Below are 20,552 nucleotides of genomic sequence, written 5' to 3'. Positions count from 1 at the left end.
TGACGAATAATCGAGCCGCCCCAGAATTCACTGCCGCACACGCAGCTTAGAAAAGCCAGGCAGGTAGCCGGCGCGGCATTTAAGGATTCACTGCCGCACACGCAGCTTAGAAAGTTAACGATTGATCAGTGGGAAGCAGAATATGATTCACTGCCGCACACGCAGCTTAGAAAGCAGTTTCTGTAATCACCGGCGCTGAAGCTGCATTCACTGCCGCACACGCAGCTTAGAAAAGACGTTGAATTTCTAAAAGATGAGCTGCCCCATTCACTGCCGCACACGCAGCTTAGAAAGAATCCTAATGCGCCAGATGGTTACGGCACTTATTCACTGCCGCACACGCAGCTTAGAAAGCCTAAAATACCCATCGGCTGACCATCTGCGCATTCACTGCCGCACACGCAGCTTAGAAATCTGCGTGTTTTAGCTGACTATCAACAAACACATTCACTGCCGCACACGCAGCTTAGAAATAGAACCAAAAATGCACGCATTCCCGAGAATAATTCACTGCCGCACACGCAGCTTAGAAAAGCGGTAACTTGAGTGCTTGTTGCGGCTTTGTATTCACTGCCGCACACGCAGCTTAGAAAGTGACGTGTCGCCCATCGCGCCGGCTTGTGGTATTCACTGCCGCACACGCAGCTTAGAAATAATATCGCCGATCGTGGCTATGGCTAATAGCATTCACTGCCGCACACGCAGCTTAGAAACAGACGATTCCTTGAGTCAGCAACTCGGAATCATTCACTGCCGCACACGCAGCTTAGAAAACCGCTCAAAACCGCAAATCCACATGCTATATATTCACTGCCGCACACGCAGCTTAGAAAAGGGGAAATATGGTAGCGAGTTATCGCTACTCATTCACTGCCGCACACGCAGCTTAGAAAACCGGATGAACCGCCACCACCACCGCCGCCGAATTCACTGCCGCACACGCAGCTTAGAAATAAGAACAAATAGACCAAAATGGAACGTAATTATTCACTGCCGCACACGCAGCTTAGAAAGTGATCACAGCGCTTAAAAATAATGACCCACTATTCACTGCCGCACACGCAGCTTAGAAACGATATATTTGTTTGATCGCCGGTATTTGTGCATTCACTGCCGCACACGCAGCTTAGAAAGCATTGATTTTCCGTAGTAAATCAATATCAAGATTCACTGCCGCACACGCAGCTTAGAAAATCTATTACCGCGATGTATAACTTCAATATGCATTCACTGCCGCACACGCAGCTTAGAAAATGTCAACGGACGTGCAGTTTTGATCCGATGTATTCACTGCCGCACACGCAGCTTAGAAAGGCACTAGGTAATGTTACAGTTGACACACAATATTCACTGCCGCACACGCAGCTTAGAAATTGTAGACCGCGTGGCGTATGGCCTCCAGCCTATTCACTGCCGCACACGCAGCTTAGAAACTATTTTTCAATATTAGAAACTCTTTGGTGTGATTCACTGCCGCACACGCAGCTTAGAAACAGATGAATTGTGTCAGCGGCTTCAGCGCTTGATTCACTGCCGCACACGCAGCTTAGAAAGGACGTTGAATTTCTAAAAGATGAGCTGCCCCATTCACTGCCGCACACGCAGCTTAGAAATAAGCGATGATGCGTACGTCAATCTTGTTGAGATTCACTGCCGCACACGCAGCTTAGAAAAGTCTAAACAAAATAATGACGTTGGACTAAACATTCACTGCCGCACACGCAGCTTAGAAAGGATTCTATCGCCGCGACTAACTGCGCTTTATATTCACTGCCGCACACGCAGCTTAGAAATATGTGTATGTTTAATGATTTTTTTATACCGAATTCACTGCCGCACACGCAGCTTAGAAAGAGCACCTCGTGGCTGATTGTCACCGCGCAGAATTCACTGCCGCACACGCAGCTTAGAAATACTATGCCGACGATTAAGCAGTGGACACCTGATTCACTGCCGCACACGCAGCTTAGAAAATTGTTAAGCGACAAGAAACGCATGGTGGATTATTCACTGCCGCACACGCAGCTTAGAAATAGCATCATCGGCGGGGCGCTGACAACGGCAAATTCACTGCCGCACACGCAGCTTAGAAAGAAACCAGTCGTTAGCAAGTTATAACTAAGCTATTCACTGCCGCACACGCAGCTTAGAAAAATCATGACTATTTACTTGCCCGCGAACAGTAATTCACTGCCGCACACGCAGCTTAGAAAGTTCAGCGGTGGTCGCGATATCACCGAAGAATATTCACTGCCGCACACGCAGCTTAGAAAAGCACGTTGACGTTATTCAAGTTGCCGTTGCCATTCACTGCCGCACACGCAGCTTAGAAATCATCGGAAAAACTTGCTTGCTTTGTTGGAGCATTCACTGCCGCACACGCAGCTTAGAAAAATAAAGTCTGGATTAATTAAATCGGCTCGGAATTCACTGCCGCACACGCAGCTTAGAAACCAAAAAAGCGGCGCTATAAACTGCAAAATGCATTCACTGCCGCACACGCAGCTTAGAAATAGAAGCCGGCGGAAAAGTAGACGGCTGGAAAATTCACTGCCGCACACGCAGCTTAGAAAAATAGCCAAGGAGACCGAAAAAAGTATTAAGCTTTATGAAAATACCGAAACAAGACCAAACACTACCGAAAAACAAAAAAGCACGGGGATTGCTGCGCTCAAAACGTTATCCGGACGACTCAGCAATTTTAGTAAATAAGACGGGAATAACATTGGTGGAAGCGAAGGCTCCGTACTCGGTGGACGAATCTTAGAAAATATTGCCGCTGAGCAACCAAATCAACTTATAGGTCAAGTCGATAGACGCTTGATAAAAATTTTTATATTTCTAGATTGTGCTTTGCAATAAAAAGACGGATTGATATAAATGAACCGGTAACAATTTGTCACCGGTTCATCGATAAGAGTTATAGCAAGGATTTCTTACGCACTAATCGCGGTGCGCAGTTTCTTGATGGCGTTATTTTCTAATTGACGAATGCGTTCTGCGGATACGCCGTATTCGTCTGCGAGTTGATGCAGGGTGGCTTTTTTGTCAGCTAGCCAGCGGCGTTCGAGAATCGCACGGCTGCGATCGTCCAGTTTGATTAACGCATCGCTGAGTTTATCGGCATGGGTGTCTTGCCAGTCGTCGCGTTCGAGTAAGCGCGCAGGATCTGCGTTCGGGGCTTCTAAATATTGCACGGGTGCAAAGCTGGTTTCTTCATCGGCGTCGTCGTGTAAGTCAAAGCCGATGTCTTTGCCGCTCATGCGGCTTTCCATTTCTATAACGCTGGCGACGTCTACGCCGAGTTCGCGTGCCACGGTTTCTACTTCATCTTGGTTTAGCCAAGCGAGTTGTTTTTTGGCGCTGCGCAATTTAAAAAATAATTTGCGTTGTGCTTTGGTGGTGGCAACTTTAACGATGCGCCAGTTGCGAATAATGTATTCGTGAATTTCGGCGCGTATCCAATGCACCGCAAACGAAACGAGGCGTACGCCTATCTTGTGGTCAAAGCGTTTGACGGCTTTCATTAGGCCGATATTGCCTTCTTGGATGAGGTCGGCCATGGGCAGGCCATAGCCCTTATAGCCGCGTGCGATGTGTGCGACAAAACGTAGGTGCGACAAAATAAGTTTTTGCGCGGCAGCAAGGTCATTTTGTTCGTGTAAACGAATCGCTAGCGCGTGTTCTTCGTCCGCGCTGAGGATGGGAATTTGGCTGAGGTGTGCCATATAGCGATCCAGCGTATCGCTGGATAATACGGGTAAGGTATTGAAATCATGGCGAATAACGGCAGTCGTCATCGGTGAAGTCCCCTTGGAAAGTGGATAGAGTCTAGCAGTGTTTATCAGTTTTGGCACTCGGAGCGTTAGAGTGCTAATGATAAGGCAGGTTCCCGTGCGCGTGAAGCGGGTTTTAGCGGCTACCGGGCTCGATGGTTTGTAGGTGGCGGCTGACGGCTAGCCAGGAACCTAATAAACCCAAACTAATGGCGACGCCCAGCAATATAAAGGTGTCTACAAAGCCGAATGTTTGCAATTGGAAGTCGCTGTTGTAGCTGCCGGCAAGATGTTTAACCGGACTGCGGAGCATGCCTAAGCCGCCGTTGACTAACAAAAGGGCGATGATGCCGCCGCTAAGGCCATACCAAAAACCGGTGTACAAAAACGGTCGACGAATAAAGCCGGCGGTTGCGCCGATCAGTTTCATGACTTGGATTTCATGGCGACGATTTAGGATGTCGAGGCGGATGGTGTTGCCGATCACCAGCACGACGCCCAGTGCTAATAAGCTGGCAATAATCAGTAAGCCGCGTTGAATCAAATCCATGATGGCGTATAAGCGTTTTAACCACTGTAAATCTAGCTGGACTTGATCAACTTCTGAAAACTGCTGTAATTCAGCCGCGAAAGCTTCTAACGCTGCCGGCTCCGCATTGGCGGCGGTGGGTGTGATCACAATCACGGCAGGCAATGGATTGTTAGGTAAGGCGTCTAATGCCGTGCCATATTCGCTACGGGTTTTAAATTCTTCTAATGCTTGATCGGCGCTAATGAATTGTAAGTGAGCAACTTCTGAGCGTAGTCGCAAACTCTGCACGAGTTGTGTAATACGTTCGTTGGGCTGATCACGTTTCATATATAAGGAGACGCGCGCGATACCATCCCAGCCACCACTTAAACGTTGCGCATTTTCTAATACAATAAAAAATCCTGCCGGTAATGCCAGTGAAATTGCGATAACCGCAGCAGTCATTAAGCTCGCAATCGGTGCGCGCCATAAACGACCCAAGCTGCTAATACACACTTGTGCATGATTGATAGCGTAAGCGCTAATCAGCCCTTGCCATGCCGGTGATTGTTTGCGACGTGCTTCAACCATGCGCATCTTCCTCATGCAATGCGGCATGACCATCGTGAATTAATTTGCCTTGGCTTAAAATAATACGTCGATAAGGCAGTGTGTTAATTAAATCAATCGCGTGAGTAGCCACTAACACGGTCACACCGACTTGGTGGAAGCTTGCGAATAAATTCATAATGTCGCGCGATAATGCGGGATCTAAATTACCCGTAGGTTCATCGGCAAGTAAAATGGGTGGTTTGTTCACTACCGCGCGCGCGATGCCAACACGTTGTTGTTCACCACCGGATAAAGTGATGGGATACGCTCGTTCTTTATGGAGCAAATCAACTTTGTCTAAAGAAGCGCGCACCCGTCGACCAATTTCTCGATGCGCATAACCCGCAATAATTAAAGGCAACGCAACATTATCAAACACGGTGCGATCATGCAGTAATTGATGATCTTGAAAAATCACGCCGATTTGTCGACGTAAATACGGCACACGCCATTTGGGTAATTTGCTGATGTTCATGCCATTAATAATAATTTGGCCACGCGAGCAATATTCAATAGCGGTAACGAGTTTTAAAAAAGTACTTTTGCCCGCACCCGAATGTCCGGTTAAAAACGCCATTTCACCCGCTGCGAGAAAAAAATTCACATCACTCAGTGCATCTTGTCCGCTGGGATAACGTTTAAAGACATGATCGAATTGCAACATTAGGGCGTGTTCTCATCTAACAATGCGGCGACATAACTTACCGGCTCAAAGACGCGTAAATCATCGGCCTTTTCGCCTACGCCAATAAATCGAATCGGCAAACCGAGTTCGCGGCTGATGGCAAATACAATACCACCTTTTGCAGTGCCGTCTAATTTTGTTAACACTAAACCGGTGACGCCAATCGCTTCATGAAATTGTCGTGCTTGCACTAACGCATTTTGACCGCTGCTGGCATCTAACACCAATAAGGTTTCATGCGGCGCTGTTGCATCTAATTTACTGAGGACGCGCTTTACTTTTTTTAACTCATCCATCAAGCCTTGTTGAGTATGCAAACGGCCAGCGGTGTCAGCAATTAAAATATCAACCTTGCGTGCTTGCGCAGCTTGTAACGCATCAAAAATTACCGCTGCACTATCGGCGCCAGATTGTTGGGCAATAACCGCCACGTCATTGCGCTGACCCCACGCTTGCAATTGTTCAATCGCAGCCGCGCGGAAAGTATCACCCGCAGCTAACAACACCTGTTGGTTTTGTTGCTTAAAATAATGCGCTAACTTGCCAATGGTGGTGGTTTTGCCGCTGCCATTAACACCGATAACTAAGAAGGTAAATGGTTTTGCGGCATCAATAGTAAGGGCAGGTTTGTTGGTTTGCAGGCTCTCGCACAAGATGTTAAATAAATGTTGCATCAACGCATCAGGATCAGTGCTCTCATTAAAACTACTCCGACTACGGAGTTGGTCAATAATCCATTCCGTGGTGCTAATGCCGACATCCGCCATCAATAAACGTGTTTCTAGATCTTCGAGCGTGGCGGCATCAATATTTTTCTTGCCGCGCAACAAATCACCTAAATCAGTGGTCAATATCGCGCGAGTTTTTCGTAGACTCTGTTGCAACGCCGAGCGGTTGGCGGGACTCGTGTCCGGCGTACTCGGATGGGATTGGAAAACACGTTGTAGCCAATTCATGATGTAAACCTGATATAAACCTTATTAAAGTGAGGCAGCGTCATCCGCAAAGTTCAAGCTGGGATTGCCGCCGGCAGTATCGTATCATCTGCAGCCCGTGCTGGTAAGAAATTAGCGCTGCTGCTGTTTAAGAATTAAGTGGTTTATTTTATGTCGTTATTAGAAAACAGTTAGAAAATTGGAGTATTAATGCGCTTAATTAATAGTATTAAAAATAAATACCGACAAGCAAATTTCTTTAAGCTAATGGGAATAGCTCTTTTATGTAACGCCGGTGTGTATAACACGCTAGCACATGCCGAATTATTGCCAGCTACTACGGCAGCAAATGTAACGGTTTATGAATTAGATAATGGCATGCGGATTTTGGTGTTGCCCGATCATCGCGCACCGGTAGTGGTGTCGCAAGTATGGTATCGCGTGGGTTCTAGCTATGAACACAACGGCGTTACCGGCATCTCGCATATGTTGGAACATATGATGTTTAAAGGCACCAAAAAATTAAAGCCTGGCGAATTTTCAGAAATTATTGCGTTTAATGGCGGCGAAGAAAACGCTTTTACTGGTACGGATTACACTGCATATTTTCAAACGATTGCGGCAGATCGTTTAGAGTTGTGCTTGCGTTTGGAAGCGGAGCGGATGCGCAATTTAAAATTAGATGAAACCGAATTGAAAAAAGAATTACAAGTTGTTAAAGAAGAGCGCCGTATGCGCACCGAAGATAATCCGCAAGCTTTAACATTCGAACAATTTCAAGCCACTGCTTTTGTGAACAGTCCGTATCATCATCCGATCATTGGTTGGATGGATGATATTACGAATTACAAAGTGAACGATGCACGTGAATGGTATGATCGTTGGTATGCACCGAATAACGCTATCTTAGTAGTGGTCGGAGATGTGCAGCCCGCAGCAGTTTATGCTTTAGCCAAAAAATATTTCGGCAAACTTAAACCTTCTCTATTAGTCCCGCCAAAAACTCAAATTGAAATTCCGCAATTAGGTGAACGGCGCATAAAAGTGCATGCGCCAGCAGAAGTCCCTTATGTAGTGTTAGGTTATCCCGTGCCCGTATTAAAAACTGCCAAAGAAGCTTGGCAAGTGTACGCACTGGATGTATTGGCGGGTGTGTTAGACGGTGGCGATAGCGCGCGCTTGAGTCGTGAATTAATTCGCGGGCAACAAATTGCCGCGCAAGTGAGCGTCAGTTATGACATGTATGACCGTTTGAATTCTTCGTTTGTATTGAGTGCTGTGCCGAACGACAACAAAAAAGTCGCTGATATTGAAACCGCATTGCGCCAACAATTAAATAAATTAAAAACGCATAAAATCAGCGCTGAAGAGTTAGCACGCGTCAAAGCCCAAGTGTTAGCCAGTGAAGTATATCAGCGCGATTCTATGTTTTATCAAGGCATGCGCTTAGGTCTCTTAGAAGCGGTTGGTTTAGGTTGGCAACGTGCAGATGAATATGTCGCAGGAATTAAAGCGGTGACGGCTGAACAAGTTCAATCTGTAGCGAAAGAGTATTTTGTTGATCAGCATGTGACAGTGGCAGAACTTGTGCCGCAGTCATCTATAACTGCTCCTAACGTGAGCGGAGAATAAACATGAAAAAATTAATTACAGTAATGAGCATGATGTTATGGGCTTCGGTTGTGATAGCGGGGCCGACTATTCAACAATGGTCGACTACGAAAGGCAGTAAAGTTTTATTTGTTGCTTCACCTGAAATTCCGATGCTAGATGTGCGCGTAGTATTTGCTGCTGGCAGTGCGCGCGATGCGCAACAGCCCGGTGTGGCGCAGTTAACCAGTGCTTTATTAATGAGTGGCGCAGGTAATTGGAATGCTGATCAAATTGCAAGTCGCTTAGAAAATATAGGCGCGGTCGTTTCAACCGGTGCGGATCGTGATATGGCAACTTTAAGTTTGCGTAGTTTGACCGATGCAGATCAATTAAAAATTGCCTTAGAAACAGCCAGTGTTATTTTATCCAAACCTACTTTTCCAATAGCTGATGTTGAGCGCGATAAAAATCGTTTGTTATTGGGAATTAAAGCGAAGCAGCAATCGCCAGGAGATATTGCCGCAGATGCTTTTTATGCGGCGATTTATGGCACACATGCTTATGCTTCACCTGAAGAAGGTGTGGCTGAAAGTGTGCAAAAATTAAAGGCTAAAGATTTACAAGCATTTCATCAGCAATATTACGTCGCGAAAAATGCGTTGGTAGTATTGGTTGGCGACGTGTCGCGCGCGCAAGCAGAAGCGATAGCGGAACAATTAACCCAGGGTTTAGCGACAGGAACAAAAGCGGCGGCTTTACCAACAGTTGCGAATAAAGTCGCGAATTTAGAAAAGCGTATCGCTATGCCGACGGCGCAAACACATATTTTGTTAGGCCAAGCGATAGTAGCGCGTAATGATCCCGATTATTTTGCTTTATATGTGGGGAATCATATTTTAGGCGGCAGTGGTTTTGCTTCGCGATTAATGCAAAGTATTCGTGAAGATCGCGGTTTAGCTTATAGCGTGTACAGTTATTTTGCGCCGATGGCGGTCGCTGGTCCTTTCACTGCCGGCATGCAAACGCGCAACGATCAAGCGGAAGCTGCTATTGCGTTGATGCGTGAGCAAATCAAAAAATTCGTTGAACAAGGCCCAACTGAAAAAGAACTAGAAAAATCCATCCAAAATATTACCAGCGGTTTTGCTTTGCGCATTGATAGTAACAAAGAGCGCATCGGTTATTTAGCGATGATGGGTTTTTATGATGTGCCCTTAGATTATTTAAATACATTCAATGAAAAAATTCGCGCTGTCACTGTAACGGATATTCGCGATGCTTTTACTAGGCGCGTACATCCTGAGCAATTAGCCTTGGTGATCGTCGGCGGCGCTGTGACCAAGCCCGCAAATAAATAATGCCTGCAGCCGCTAATACGATCCGCATTATTGCAGGCACGTGGCGCGGGCGACGTATTCCGGTGTTAAATGCCGAAGGTCTGCGACCCACTAAAGATATGGTGCGTGAGACTTTGTTTAATTGGTTGACCCCGCGAATGGCAGGCGCACGTTGTTTGGATATGTTTGCAGGTAGTGGCGCGTTAGGGTTTGAAGCAGCGTCACGTGGCGCAAGCCACGTACTAATGTTAGAGCAGCAAGCAATACTGGTAAAACATTTGCGTACGCAAAAGGATTTATTGAACGCAACACAAATAGAGATTCAGCAAGTGGACAGCTTGCAATATCTTGCTAGTCTTCAGCAGATTTTTGATATTGTATTTATTGACCCACCTTTTACTGCGCTAAATATGCAGCAGGTGTTGGCGGTATTGCACAGCAGTCAATGTTTAACGGCGCATACACTATTATATATAGAGCAATCGGCCGCTCAGGGTTTGCCAGCACTACCCTCGGGCTGGCATTATGAGCGGCAGAAACAATCCGGCGACGTTGTTTATGGTTTGGTTGCTATAAACTAATTAGCTAAAAATATTTCGTTATTTATTGAGAGGACTCGCGCATGCAAGTAACCGCCATCTACCCTGGGACTTTTGATCCCATTACCAATGGTCATGCAGATTTGGTGCGCCGCGCAGCAAAAGTTTTCGGCAAAGTTGTTTTGGCGATTGCGGCGAGTTCGTCGAAGAATCCGTTGTTTACTTTAGATGAGCGTGCCGCATTAGCCCGTGAAGTACTCAGTGAATTTAAAAACGTAGAAGTCACTACCTTTGGTAATTTGATGGTTGAATATGCGCGTGATGTGGGTGCCAGCGTTATTATTCGTGGCTTGCGTGCAGTTTCTGATTTTGAATACGAAGTGCAGCTTGCTGGTATGAATCGCAGCATGCAGCCTAATATCGAAACGGTTTATTTAAGTCCCGCAGTTGAATTTACTTTTTTGTCTTCTACCTTGATCAAAGATATTGCGCGTCATGGTGGTGATGTAGCCGCTTATGTGCATCCTGCAGTATTGAGAGAAATGAATAAAAAATTACCAGCCTCTAAAAAATAATATAATTTTATTTCTGGCAGTTTGAGCAATAATAAGTACTTCGTTGGCCTAATACATATTGTTTGATTATGTGTTGGCATTTACGACAAGCTTGGCCTTCTCGACCATAAACAAATAATTGTTGTTTAAAATATCCTGGTGTACCGTCTTCGCGCACAAAATCACGCAAGGTTGTTCCGCCTTGTTCGATAGCTGCTTTTAATATAATTTTAATTGCGCAAGCTAAAGCTTCGCTGTCTGCTTTGCTTATACGTTGCGCCATACGCTTGGGGCGAATTCCCGCCATAAATAAAGCTTCACTTGCATAAATATTACCAACGCCGGTAACGATATGGCTATTCATGATTAGATTTTTAATGGCCACGCTGCGTTTGCGACTAGTCGCATGTAAATAAGCACCATTAAATTCATCAGCAAAAGGCTCGGGCCCCAATACTTTTATAAGTGAATGCTCGGCCGCATTTTCAGCCCACAACACGCAACCAAAACGTCGTGGATCATGGAAACGCATAATTTTATTATTATCCAGCAACCATTCAACATGATCATGTTTACGTAAAGGCGTATTAGGCTCAACGATACGCAAACTCCCCGACATGCCGAGATGAATAATTAATGTACCAACAGCGGTGTTAATTAATAAATATTTGCCGCGTCTTTCGACGGCATTAATAGATTGATTGCGGAAACGACTGATTAAATCTTGCGGCACTGGCCAGCGTAAATTTTTATTATGAACGCGAATATCAGTAATAGATTGTTGGAGCAGATAAGGTGAAATACCGAGACGTGTTGTTTCAACCTCCGGTAACTCAGGCATTGCTAAGGTGTTGCGGTGTTTACAGCGGCGGGAAGAGCGGGCTCGTTAGCAATACTTTGAAAAATTTCATAACTAAAATGATATTTGATGCCGACATCCGCACGATACAGTGCGGTTTCACCATTGCTAGTAATAAGATGATATTGCAATTGGCTTTTGTCCGCGAAATGCAGAATAACGATCGGCGCATTGTTAGTGTCAAGATTAACAAATCGTTCGGCAAAAACAGCACGCGCTTGTTGCCACTGAGTAATCCATGCTTGCAAGCTATCGCTGGTGTGTTGTTGGTTTGCGGGTGAAATTGCCCAAGCACCTTTCGTGGTTTGGCTAATGGTAAATTTCGGCATTTGAATGTTGAGTAGCTTTTGGGTTTCGGGAATAGCTTGTGAATCCACGAGACCGGCTAAGCCGCTGCTGATCAACGGAAAATAATCATCTGTGATCAGCAAAATTTCATTTTCAATTTTCACATACCGTTGCTGACCTAATTCAGCGATGCCGCCAAATTCAATGACATGCTCATTGAGAATTAAACGCGCTTGCGGCGGCATTAACTCAAATTGAGTTAAATCTAAATCATTAGCAGCATAATGTTTTTCGCTATTAGCTTGAGTAATGCTTAATATTTTTTCGATGCGAAAGCGATTAGCCGGAATAGTAATCGGCGCGGTAATCTGCCAAACGCCATTTTGTTTTTTAATCTGCACAGATTCTTTGTTGGAAACCTGTAGTTCGATATTTTGCACTTGGTCTGCAGTTAATGCGGCAAATATTTTTGCTGCCGTGGGTTGTCCAGGTTTTAGCCAGACAACCGCAACTAGCGCTAAAACGATAATGATTAGCGCTAAATTAACGTAATGCTTTTTTAATAGAAAACTATTTTTCATGATTTAGCTTTGCGACGTTTTAACCAAATAACCACGCCAGCACTGATCAGCGCTAAAGGCAGCAACACCACAAAAAATATTTCTAACGCAAGCAGTTGCATATTGCTGAGGGTGAGCTGCGTGTCGGGTGGCATGATCGGCGCCACATTCAGCATATTGTCATCATGTGCTAACCAATTCATCATCGACAAGCCGAGTTCTAAATTTCCACCATTACCGATAACCGCGTTGGCTAAAAAGTCACCATCACCGACAACAATGACACGTTGTTCTGAGCGATTAGTTTTATTTTCATTAGGCGTGGTTGGCGTTTCAAGCGTGCGCGTTAATGCAAAACCGAGCGTGATAGGGCCGGCTACTTCTTGCGTGTTGGCATTAAAATCAATGTCGCCGCCTTTGTTAATATCGCTTAATTCCGTCCACGAGCGTTCTTGAGTTTGTAATAAAGCTTCCGCGCTAAAACTTTCGCCAGCATGATCTAAACCAACCGCTTGCGGAAAGACTGTGATCGCGCTTAAAGCATGAGTGACCGGATGCGATGAATATTTGCTGACTAAAGCAAAGTCTACTTGTTGAATGCCTAATGCTTGCGTCATCGCATCAACAATCATGCCTGGCAAAATTTTAATGCCTAAGTTAGTGGCTAAACTTTCTAAACCGGCTTGTTCAGCAGGATCGGTTAACCATAATAAATTGCCGCCGCCAGCAATGTACTCATTAATGAGTTTGATCTCACCGCTGAGCAGTTTCACTTGCGGACTGGCTATTACTAAAACGCTGGTGTTAGTGGCGATAGCGGGAGTTTCTGCCAAGTTAATAGTTTGAATTTTATAACCACGGTTTTCTAATTGAATGTTAAATTTATTAAAGTCGTGATTAGCGTTGCCCAAAGGATTGCGCTCGCCGTGACCTTGCAAGAACAACACCCAATGCTCCTGAGTTTGTAACATGCGTTGTAGCGCATTACTAAAATCAGCTTCGTTTAGATTAGATAAACGTTCTTCTTTGTCTTGGTATTGAACGACTAACTCACCCGCGTAATTAATTTTTAAAGCTCTAACTAGTGCAGGGTTGGTGTCTGGATTGATAAATTCAAATTTAAAGTTTTCTTTAAACCGGCTATAACGATCCAATAAGGTTTTTATTGAGCTCGCTTGTGGTGCGTCTTCTGCGAGAAATATTTTGACCGTGATGGGATCCGGCATTTTTTTGAGCAACTGGCGACTAGCATCGGTCAGCGTATTGCGATTAGCGGCGCTTAGATCAAACTGATCGTGATATTGGGTGCTGAGCCAGCTCAATAAAGCGACAATGGCAATAAGCAAAAAAGTGCCGCTAGCATGTTGCCAGCGCAGTGAACGAATAATTTTTTTATCAAGTTTCATAATAGTGTCTTAGGCGTGTAAGCGTTCTGCATCTAAACGACGGATGCTGAGTAAAAGGAAAAAGCCAGTGAATAAACCGTAATAAACTAAATCGCGGCTGTCGATCAAGCCACGATAAAAGTTATCTTGATGTTGAGTGAGCGATAACCATTTTAATACTTCGCCGGCTTCTCCCACCATGCTGGCACCCACGCCGAGTATCCATAATAAAAATAAAGCGCCATAGGTGAGCACACCAGCCACCATGGGTTCACGATTTAACGTTGAAATATATAAACCAATGGCGGCGAATAAACCCAGTGACAATAAAACACCAAAAATACCGGTAGTGATTTGCCCCCAATCTAATTGAGTGCCTAGCGACAACGATAACAACATCAAGAATAACAATGCTTGCGTGATTAAAATAAAAATCAGCATCGCAAAAAATTTGCCGAGAATAATGCGCGTAGTAGTTGTCGGCGCCGCCAGCAACAGCGGCAAGGTTTTATTGCGATGTTCACCGCTGATTAAGCGTGGTGTTAATAAGGGCATGATAAATAACATCACAAAACTTAAAACCGCCATGCATTGTGGTGCAACAATATCAGTTACGCCTAAGGTGGACTCGCCGCTAAGTTGGGCTTGATAACGTATGAATTCATTAATGGTAATTGCAAAAAAGAATCCCACGATAATTTGTACTACGGCTAAACACACCCACGCTAAAGGTGAATGAAATAAGCCGCGTAATTCGCGTTTGGCGATGGTTAATATCATGCTGCAACCTCGTTTGAAATAATTTGATCGGTAGCAATAAGATTCATGAATACTTGTTCCAAACTATGTGATTCGGGAATGAGTTCTTGTAAACCCCAGTGTTCTTGCACGCTGCGTTCAACTAATATTTCAGCCGGGTTTTGTTCGTTGGCGTAATGCAGGCGGGCACGTTGTTTGTCGATCATATCGACTTGTTGTACACCCGGTAAGTTGGCGAGCTCTGCTTCGCTGGGTAATTGCCGACAGCTAATTAACAAGCGACTCGCTTGCATCTGTTTATTTAAATGTTCGATGTTGTTGTTAAAGACTAATTCACCATGATTAATAATTTGCACGCGATTACAGACCATTTGTACTTCGGGCAAAATGTGAGTAGATAAAATTACCCCGTGATCGCGACCAATTTCGCGAATTAAATTTCGGATGTCGCGGATTTGCACCGGATCTAAACCCACGGTGGGTTCGTCAAGTACGACGATGCGAGGTGAATGCACCAGCGCTTGAGCGATACCAACACGTTGTTGATAACCTTTCGATAATGTACCGATTAAACGTTTGCCAACATCCGTTAAACCGCAACGTTGTTTGACGCTATCAAGCGCCGCCGCGATCTGAAGTTTTTTAACGTTATGCAGCTGCGCGCAAAAGTGCAGATACTCATCGACGGTTGCATCTAAATCAACCGGTGGATTTTCGGGTAGATAACCGATGTGTTGTTTGGCGCGTACTGCATCGGTGAGTAAATCAATGCCATCAATAGTGATAGAGCCTGCTGAAGGCGCCAGCGTGCCGCAAATCATTTGCATCGTCGTCGATTTGCCGGCGCCGTTAGGGCCCAGAAAACCTAAAATCTCGCCCGGATGTAATACAAAGCTAAGATTATTCACAGCGCGCACATTGCCGTAGTTGCGACTAACGCCACTTAGCTCAACTAAAGGTTGGACTAAAGCGGGCTGCGGGTTTAAATCATCGGTCATATATAAAGCCTAATTCGTTGGGTGAATCTGTGTTGTTAGCATCTCACCAATGGGATTGGGTGGGACTTGATAACAGGCGTCATGATATGCAACTAGAGAGACAGTGCAAGTCTGATTTTGAGTTTTGATTTATTGATGGAGCTACGGCTTGTATTTGTACAGCAGACCCACCATATACTGCGGGCCGCTATAGGCTGATTTTGTAAGACGGGTAGCGATGGGGCGCTTCACTATGACGTTTCGGTGAGTGTTGGATGATTTTTAGATGACAGGCGGTGCTAGCATCTGCGAAAAACCCATGATTAAATGCCCAGCTCTGAAATCCGGCTAAATGTGGGATTTACAATAACTTTTCGAGTTATTTGCGCAATCTGCAATGCACATAATGGCTTATGTCATTATTGTCTGGTCAGGACAGGGATCCCCTCATAAGAACTAAGCATGAGGCTCGTTAGTTTTCTTATGTTAATTTTAGGCGAGAATGTCAGATTCGCGCCGCTAATAAAGTTTGATTGTGGTTTGTACGAAATTTTAACCTCCTTATATAGGGTGTATCTATGTCAGTACTGAATGGTTTGTTTGATTTACCGTGGTGGGGCTACGTGTTGTACGCCGTGCTTGTTTGCCAAATTACCATTGCCGGCGTTACTTTGTATTTGCATCGTAGTCAGGCACACCTAGGTTTGGATTTACATCCGGTAATACAACAGTTTTTCCGTGCGTGGTTGTGGACTACAACGGGCATGTCGACACGTGAATGGGTCGCGATCCATCGTAAGCATCATGCTAAATGCGAAACCGTAGACGATCCGCACAGCCCACGTGTATATGGTATTCGCAAAGTATTGTTAGAAGGCGCCGAATTGTATCGTCACGAATCTAACAATGCAGAAACCATTGCTAAATACAGCCATGGCACACCGAATGATTTTATGGAAAATAAAATCTACAGCGGCAAACCTAAAGAAATGGGTATTTATATTTCTATGGCCATCAATCTCATATTGTTTGGACCCATTGGTTTAACGATTTGGGCCTTGCAAATGGTTTGGATTCCTATCCACGCTGCGGGCGGTATTAACGGCTTGGGTCATTATTGGGGTTATCGTAATTATGAAACCGTTGATGATGCGACCAACTTAATTCCTTGGGCATTTTGGATTGGCGGCGAAGAATTGCACAACAATCATCATGCGTATCCAAGCTCAGCAAAATTTTCGATTAAGCCATGGGAATTTGATATTGGCTGGATGTACATTCGTGTATTAGAAACATTGGGTTTAGCGAAAGTGAAAAAAGTAGCACCGCAACCACAAATTGATCACAGCAAAGAACAGATTGATATGGAAACGGTTAAAGCTATTATTCGCAGTAAAATGCATGTAATGGCAGGTTATGCCGATACGGTTATTAAGCCAGTATTACAAGAAGAGTACAGCAAGGCTGATGAGCAAGCGCGTAAAGTATTAAAACATGCGCAGGTTGCTTTAACGCGTGAAGAAGTGCGTATGAATGAAAGTCATCGTCAAACTTTAGCGCAAACCTTGAGCAGTCATAAATCGTTGGAATTGGTTTATCAATATCGCAGTCAGTTACGCGAAATTTGGGAACGCACTTACGAAAGCCAAGAAAAATTACTGCAAGCCATTATTGAATGGTGCCGTCGCGCAGAACAATCTGGCGTAGAAGCTTTGCGTCAATTTGCTGCAAGCTTGCGTGGTTATACCTTAGTAGCAGGTTAGTTTTTTTTGCAGACGTTCTGATGAAAATTAAAAACGCCCGGCATGTCCGGGCGTTTTTTTATGTATCCGTTTTTTAAGTCATCCGCTTTTTATCTCATCACAGCGTAATCTTCGGCCGCATAATAAAAAACACGGCACCCAGCAAGCAGATACAGGCCAGTAAATAATTAATACTAATTTTTTCTTTCATATACAAAATCGCAAACGGCACAAATACCGCTAAACTAATTACTTCTTGGATGACTTTCATTTGTTCCAAGGAAAAAGTTTGATAACCCGCGCGATTAGCCGGAACTTGAAATAAGTATTCCATTAAAGCAATGCCCCAGCTGATCAGTGCCGCAATAAACCACGGTTTACCGCCAAGCTCTTTTAAATGGGCATACCAGGCAATGGTCATAAACACATTGCTTAAAATCAAACCTAAAACAAAAAAGATCGGGGTTGGCATAACGTCTCACTTTAGGTTAAAGATGGATCATCTGCGTTTTCTTAGTTGCGAGCGGGCGACAGAGGCAATACTATCGTATCTCAAATATTACGCAGTGCGATGCTATGTCTGACGAAATTAATGCTCTACAACAAGCTTTAAATATTAATCCTGATAATGCCGCATTGCGCGGTTTGTTATGTAAAGCCCTCGTTCAGGCCGGGCGTGATAATGAAGCGTATACCGAATTGTCACAATTGCCGGTTAGTCATTGGTTAAGCGCTCAAGAACAAATTGTAATGGCGGCATTATGTCGTCGTCAGCAAGCACCGCAGGTGGGTTTGAAATTATTATTGCTAGAGCAAGCCGATGTTTGGCTCGCGCGTGCGCAATGTTATCTAGCCGCGAATGAGATTAGCGAAGCGCGCACTTGGCATCAACGTGCGATTACGGCCAATGCTATGTTGGCTGATTTGCCAGAAGCGCTCGAATTAGTGCGCGCTTTAAATACCCCAGTAAATACTCCAGTCGCGACGAATATGGGTAATAAGACTGAAAGTGCGCGGCCGAAATTACGCGTGGTGGCGAATGATGATACCAATGTCACCGAGTTAAAACGTTTAGTTGAACCCGAGCATGAGCACGTTAGTTTCGCGGATGTTGGCGGTTTAGAAGATGTTAAACAACAAATCCGTAAAAAAATTATTTTGCCATTTCAAAAACCCTCTTTGTTTCAAGTGTTTCGCAAACGTGTCGGCGGCGGAATTTTATTATATGGCCCACCCGGATGCGGCAAAACTTTGTTAGCGCGCGCAACCGCGGGTGAATGTCAGGCGAAATTTTTTAATGTTGCGATTTCCGATATTTTAGATATGTACATCGGTGAATCCGAACAAAAACTTCATGCGATGTTTGAACAAGCGCGACGCAATACGCCCGCAGTAATTTTTTTCGATGAAGTTGAAGCGTTAGCAGGTAAACGCCAACACACGCGAGAAGGCACGAGTTCTAAATTAGTCAGTCAGTTTTTATCCGAGCTGGATGGTTTTGCACAAAATAATAGCGGAGTCTTAGTGTTAGCGGCGACCAATGTACCGTGGGCATTAGATTCGGCATTTCGGCGGCCGGGTCGTTTTGATCGCGTGGTGTTTATTGCGCCGCCGGATCAAGCCGCACGCGAATCCGTATTGCGAATTTTATTAGCTGAGCGTCCGGTTGCTAATGATATTGATATTAATTTTTTAGCTAAAAATACTAGCGGTTTTTCCGGCGCAGATTTACGCAATGTAGTTGAAACAGCAGTAGATGAAGCCATTCAAGCGGCAATTGCCAGTGGTCAGCAAGGCGTGATTGAAATGGAGCATTTGCAAACAGCGTTACGGGAAGTTAAACCTACTACTTTAGAATGGTTAACGACGGCGCGTAATTATGCGCGTTATGCGAATGAAGCAGGTCAATACGATGATGTATTACGGTTTCTTGATAAACATGGCAGCCGTTAATGAGCGTTGATTCTTCTGCAAGCTATGAAATCATTGATGAGCCTAAACGTAGCTTAGCAGCGCGTTTGGTAGTGGATCCTTTATGGCCTTTATTAGCCGTGATGTTTGGCGGCGCGTTGATTAGTTGGGCGTGGTTTATTTATAACAGCATTGCCTTGGGCAGTCCGCGTAAACGTTATGAAATTGGTTTGTTGATCTTGGCGTATATTGTGTTTGTTATGTTGGTATTGCTGGCTGCCGCTGCTTTGCATTTTGAATGGTTGTCGGTCAGTGATTTGCGTTATGCGCGTTTAGCATTAACAGTTGTGACCTTGTATGTTTGTTATATGGTGTATTTAAGTCAAGCGCAGGCGTTTGCTTTATTTCATTATTTTTCAGGGCAGGCTATGACCGGTATTCCCGGATTGTTCCTCGCTTATTTTATTGGCCGCAGATTAGAAAGTGTGGTGATTGATAGTTTAATTAATTTTGGCAAACACTTTTTGAGTCAATGGTATGGATGATCAAGCCATTAGTAGTTTGTGGCAACGCGCTGATCAACAATTGCGTTATGGTAATGCTGCGGGTGCTATTGAAACTTTACGCGAAGCCTTAAGCATTGCACCGCACATGGGTGGCTTGCATAGTTTTTTAGCGTTTGTTTTAACTTTGCATAAACGTTTATATGCAGCCGCGTATGAAGCGGAATTAGGTTTGCGTTTAGAACCGGAAAATCCCTTTTGTCATTATGTGCAAGGTCGGGTTTGTTTGTTGCAAAACAAAGCTAAACTTGCGCATACATATTTTACTTCGGCCTTAGAGTTGGCGCCTGAACATGCGGATTATTTAATGGGTTTGTCGGCCGCGTCAGAACAAATGGGCAAGATGGCCGAGGCGCAACAATATTTACAGCAGGCTTTATCTATTTCGCCAGATGATCCCGATATTCATGAACGTGATGCGGATTTAAAACTACGCTTGGGTCAACGCCTTGCTGCTGAACACGCGTATCGTGAAGCGTTGCGTTTGCAGCCTAATCATCGTGATGCATTGATCGGTTTGGGACAAATGTTATTAGTGCAAGGTGATGTTGCGCAAGCGCGTGATCATGCTATTTGGGTTTTGCAACAAGACGCTAATCATGTTGGTGCGATTCGTTTATTAGCAGAAATTAAAATGCGTGACAGTATTTTCTTAGGATGTTGGTGGCGTTTTAATGCGTGGTTAACGCGCGGTTCGCAACAACGGGTGATTGGTTTATTGATTGCGTTATATCTGATATTTCAAGTGAGTACCTTGGCATTGGGCGATGCCGGTTATCCCAATGCGAGTTTCGCGATAACCTTATTGTGGTTAGCCGTGGTCATTTATTCTTGGGTGGGCCCTACCTGGTTTCAGCGCGTGCTGAAACGTGAGCTAGCCACCGTCAAACTTAAAGGCAACTTCTGATTCTGCCGGTCTATTGAGTCGGTTGGGTCTGCAGCCCAGCCGGCCAATTGCGTTATAAT

The 20,552-nt window shown here is 44.8% G+C and carries 18 protein-coding genes and 1 CRISPR repeat array (1 of these 19 only partly in view); of the genes, 8 read left to right on the top strand and 10 right to left on the bottom strand.

Annotated elements, in window-relative coordinates:
- A CRISPR array of direct repeats spans nt 1-2,573; the repeat unit is 28 nt; unit sequence ATTCACTGCCGCACACGCAGCTTAGAAA; it reaches 2,495 nt to the left of the window's first position.
- Between the two features lie 363 nt (nt 2,574-2,936).
- The 4 genes from rpoH to ftsY form a co-directional block, all read right to left on the bottom strand.
- Nucleotides 2,937-3,800, bottom strand: coding sequence for an RNA polymerase sigma factor RpoH (gene rpoH, locus H0W44_01715; protein ID MBA3581148.1), 864 nt, complete (start codon nt 3,798-3,800; stop codon nt 2,937-2,939).
- A 112-nt stretch (nt 3,801-3,912) separates the two neighbouring features.
- A complete protein-coding gene (gene ftsX, locus H0W44_01710) occupies nt 3,913-4,884 on the bottom strand; it encodes a cell division protein FtsX (protein ID MBA3581147.1) in 972 nt (323 codons plus the stop codon).
- A complete protein-coding gene (ftsE, locus tag H0W44_01705; GenBank protein ID MBA3581146.1) occupies nt 4,871-5,563 on the bottom strand; it encodes a cell division ATP-binding protein FtsE in 693 nt (230 codons plus the stop codon). Before ftsE ends, ftsX begins: the two co-directional genes overlap by 14 nt.
- The gene (ftsY, locus tag H0W44_01700; GenBank protein ID MBA3581145.1) at nt 5,563-6,540 is read right to left on the bottom strand and encodes a signal recognition particle-docking protein FtsY; all 978 of its coding nucleotides are present in this window, start codon (nt 6,538-6,540) and stop codon (nt 5,563-5,565) included. The genes ftsE and ftsY overlap by 1 nt, the downstream gene beginning before the upstream one ends.
- Nucleotides 6,541-6,786: 246 nt before the next feature.
- On the opposite strand from ftsY, the gene H0W44_01695 reads away from it, so the two are divergent.
- The 4 genes from H0W44_01695 to coaD are packed head-to-tail and all read left to right on the top strand — an operon-like array spanning nt 6,787 to nt 10,563.
- Nucleotides 6,787-8,151, top strand: coding sequence for an insulinase family protein (locus H0W44_01695; GenBank protein MBA3581144.1), 1,365 nt, complete (start codon nt 6,787-6,789; stop codon nt 8,149-8,151).
- The gene (locus H0W44_01690; protein MBA3581143.1) at nt 8,148-9,470 is read left to right on the top strand and encodes an insulinase family protein; all 1,323 of its coding nucleotides are present in this window, start codon (nt 8,148-8,150) and stop codon (nt 9,468-9,470) included. The genes H0W44_01695 and H0W44_01690 overlap by 4 nt, the downstream gene beginning before the upstream one ends.
- Before the next feature lie 20 nt (nt 9,471-9,490).
- Nucleotides 9,491-10,030, top strand: coding sequence for a 16S rRNA (guanine(966)-N(2))-methyltransferase RsmD (gene rsmD, locus H0W44_01685; protein ID MBA3581142.1), 540 nt, complete (start codon nt 9,491-9,493; stop codon nt 10,028-10,030).
- Between the two features lie 41 nt (nt 10,031-10,071).
- The gene (gene coaD, locus H0W44_01680; GenBank protein ID MBA3581141.1) at nt 10,072-10,563 is read left to right on the top strand and encodes a pantetheine-phosphate adenylyltransferase; all 492 of its coding nucleotides are present in this window, start codon (nt 10,072-10,074) and stop codon (nt 10,561-10,563) included.
- 7 nt (nt 10,564-10,570) lie between these two features.
- Here coaD and mutM read toward each other — a convergent pair whose 3' ends face one another.
- The 5 genes from mutM to H0W44_01655 are packed head-to-tail and all read right to left on the bottom strand — an operon-like array spanning nt 10,571 to nt 15,391.
- A complete protein-coding gene (gene mutM, locus H0W44_01675) occupies nt 10,571-11,383 on the bottom strand; it encodes a bifunctional DNA-formamidopyrimidine glycosylase/DNA-(apurinic or apyrimidinic site) lyase (protein ID MBA3581140.1) in 813 nt (270 codons plus the stop codon).
- Between the two features lie 2 nt (nt 11,384-11,385).
- Nucleotides 11,386-12,270 carry a hypothetical protein gene (locus H0W44_01670; protein ID MBA3581139.1) on the bottom strand — a complete coding sequence of 295 codons (885 nt, stop codon included), beginning with the start codon at nt 12,268-12,270 and terminating at the stop codon, nt 11,386-11,388.
- The gene (locus H0W44_01665; GenBank protein MBA3581138.1) at nt 12,267-13,655 is read right to left on the bottom strand and encodes a GldG family protein; all 1,389 of its coding nucleotides are present in this window, start codon (nt 13,653-13,655) and stop codon (nt 12,267-12,269) included. The genes H0W44_01670 and H0W44_01665 overlap by 4 nt, the downstream gene beginning before the upstream one ends.
- Nucleotides 13,656-13,664: 9 nt before the next feature.
- On the bottom strand, nt 13,665-14,414 hold the full coding sequence (locus tag H0W44_01660; protein ID MBA3581137.1) for an ABC transporter permease subunit: 750 nt from the start codon (nt 14,412-14,414) through the stop codon (nt 13,665-13,667).
- Nucleotides 14,411-15,391, bottom strand: coding sequence for an ATP-binding cassette domain-containing protein (locus H0W44_01655; protein MBA3581136.1), 981 nt, complete (start codon nt 15,389-15,391; stop codon nt 14,411-14,413). Before H0W44_01655 ends, H0W44_01660 begins: the two co-directional genes overlap by 4 nt.
- A 557-nt stretch (nt 15,392-15,948) precedes the next feature.
- On the opposite strand from H0W44_01655, the gene H0W44_01650 reads away from it, so the two are divergent.
- Nucleotides 15,949-17,133, top strand: coding sequence for a fatty acid desaturase (locus H0W44_01650; protein MBA3581135.1), 1,185 nt, complete (start codon nt 15,949-15,951; stop codon nt 17,131-17,133).
- Nucleotides 17,134-17,230: 97 nt separating this feature from the next.
- Here the strand turns inward: H0W44_01650 and H0W44_01645 are convergent, their stop codons facing one another.
- Entirely contained in the window at nt 17,231-17,584 is a 354-nt protein-coding gene (locus H0W44_01645; protein ID MBA3581134.1) for a DMT family protein, read from the bottom strand.
- A 104-nt stretch (nt 17,585-17,688) separates the two neighbouring features.
- On the opposite strand from H0W44_01645, the gene H0W44_01640 reads away from it, so the two are divergent.
- The 3 genes from H0W44_01640 to H0W44_01630 are packed head-to-tail and all read left to right on the top strand — an operon-like array spanning nt 17,689 to nt 20,493.
- A complete protein-coding gene (locus tag H0W44_01640; GenBank protein MBA3581133.1) occupies nt 17,689-19,065 on the top strand; it encodes an ATP-binding protein in 1,377 nt (458 codons plus the stop codon).
- A complete protein-coding gene (locus H0W44_01635; GenBank protein MBA3581132.1) occupies nt 19,065-19,568 on the top strand; it encodes a hypothetical protein in 504 nt (167 codons plus the stop codon). Before H0W44_01640 ends, H0W44_01635 begins: the two co-directional genes overlap by 1 nt.
- Nucleotides 19,561-20,493: a tetratricopeptide repeat protein gene (locus H0W44_01630; protein ID MBA3581131.1), complete on the top strand. Its 933-nt coding sequence runs from the start codon at nt 19,561-19,563 to the stop codon at nt 20,491-20,493. Before H0W44_01635 ends, H0W44_01630 begins: the two co-directional genes overlap by 8 nt.
- The last annotated feature ends 59 nt before the right edge of the window (nt 20,494-20,552 follow it).

The sequence above is a fragment of the Gammaproteobacteria bacterium genome (assembly GCA_013817245.1).
Taxonomy (GTDB): domain Bacteria; phylum Pseudomonadota; class Gammaproteobacteria; order HTCC5015; family HTCC5015; genus JACDDA01.
Note: the sequence above shows the minus strand (reverse complement) of the source record. Positions and strands in the feature narration are given on the sequence as shown.

Coding starts and splice junctions, on each gene's coding strand:
- rpoH (MBA3581148.1), bottom strand. CDS start 3,800: ATGACGACTGCCGTTATTCGCCATGATTTCAATACCTTACCCGTATTA.
- ftsX (MBA3581147.1), bottom strand. CDS start 4,884: ATGCGCATGGTTGAAGCACGTCGCAAACAATCACCGGCATGGCAAGGG.
- ftsE (MBA3581146.1), bottom strand. CDS start 5,563: ATGTTGCAATTCGATCATGTCTTTAAACGTTATCCCAGCGGACAAGAT.
- ftsY (MBA3581145.1), bottom strand. CDS start 6,540: ATGAATTGGCTACAACGTGTTTTCCAATCCCATCCGAGTACGCCGGAC.
- H0W44_01695 (MBA3581144.1), top strand. CDS start 6,787: ATGGGAATAGCTCTTTTATGTAACGCCGGTGTGTATAACACGCTAGCA.
- coaD (MBA3581141.1), top strand. CDS start 10,072: ATGCAAGTAACCGCCATCTACCCTGGGACTTTTGATCCCATTACCAAT.
- mutM (MBA3581140.1), bottom strand. CDS start 11,383: ATGCCTGAGTTACCGGAGGTTGAAACAACACGTCTCGGTATTTCACCT.
- H0W44_01670 (MBA3581139.1), bottom strand. CDS start 12,270: ATGAAAAATAGTTTTCTATTAAAAAAGCATTACGTTAATTTAGCGCTA.
- H0W44_01665 (MBA3581138.1), bottom strand. CDS start 13,655: ATGAAACTTGATAAAAAAATTATTCGTTCACTGCGCTGGCAACATGCT.
- H0W44_01660 (MBA3581137.1), bottom strand. CDS start 14,414: ATGATATTAACCATCGCCAAACGCGAATTACGCGGCTTATTTCATTCA.
- H0W44_01655 (MBA3581136.1), bottom strand. CDS start 15,391: ATGACCGATGATTTAAACCCGCAGCCCGCTTTAGTCCAACCTTTAGTT.
- H0W44_01650 (MBA3581135.1), top strand. CDS start 15,949: ATGTCAGTACTGAATGGTTTGTTTGATTTACCGTGGTGGGGCTACGTG.
- H0W44_01645 (MBA3581134.1), bottom strand. CDS start 17,584: ATGCCAACCCCGATCTTTTTTGTTTTAGGTTTGATTTTAAGCAATGTG.
- H0W44_01640 (MBA3581133.1), top strand. CDS start 17,689: ATGTCTGACGAAATTAATGCTCTACAACAAGCTTTAAATATTAATCCT.
- H0W44_01635 (MBA3581132.1), top strand. CDS start 19,065: ATGAGCGTTGATTCTTCTGCAAGCTATGAAATCATTGATGAGCCTAAA.
- H0W44_01630 (MBA3581131.1), top strand. CDS start 19,561: ATGGATGATCAAGCCATTAGTAGTTTGTGGCAACGCGCTGATCAACAA.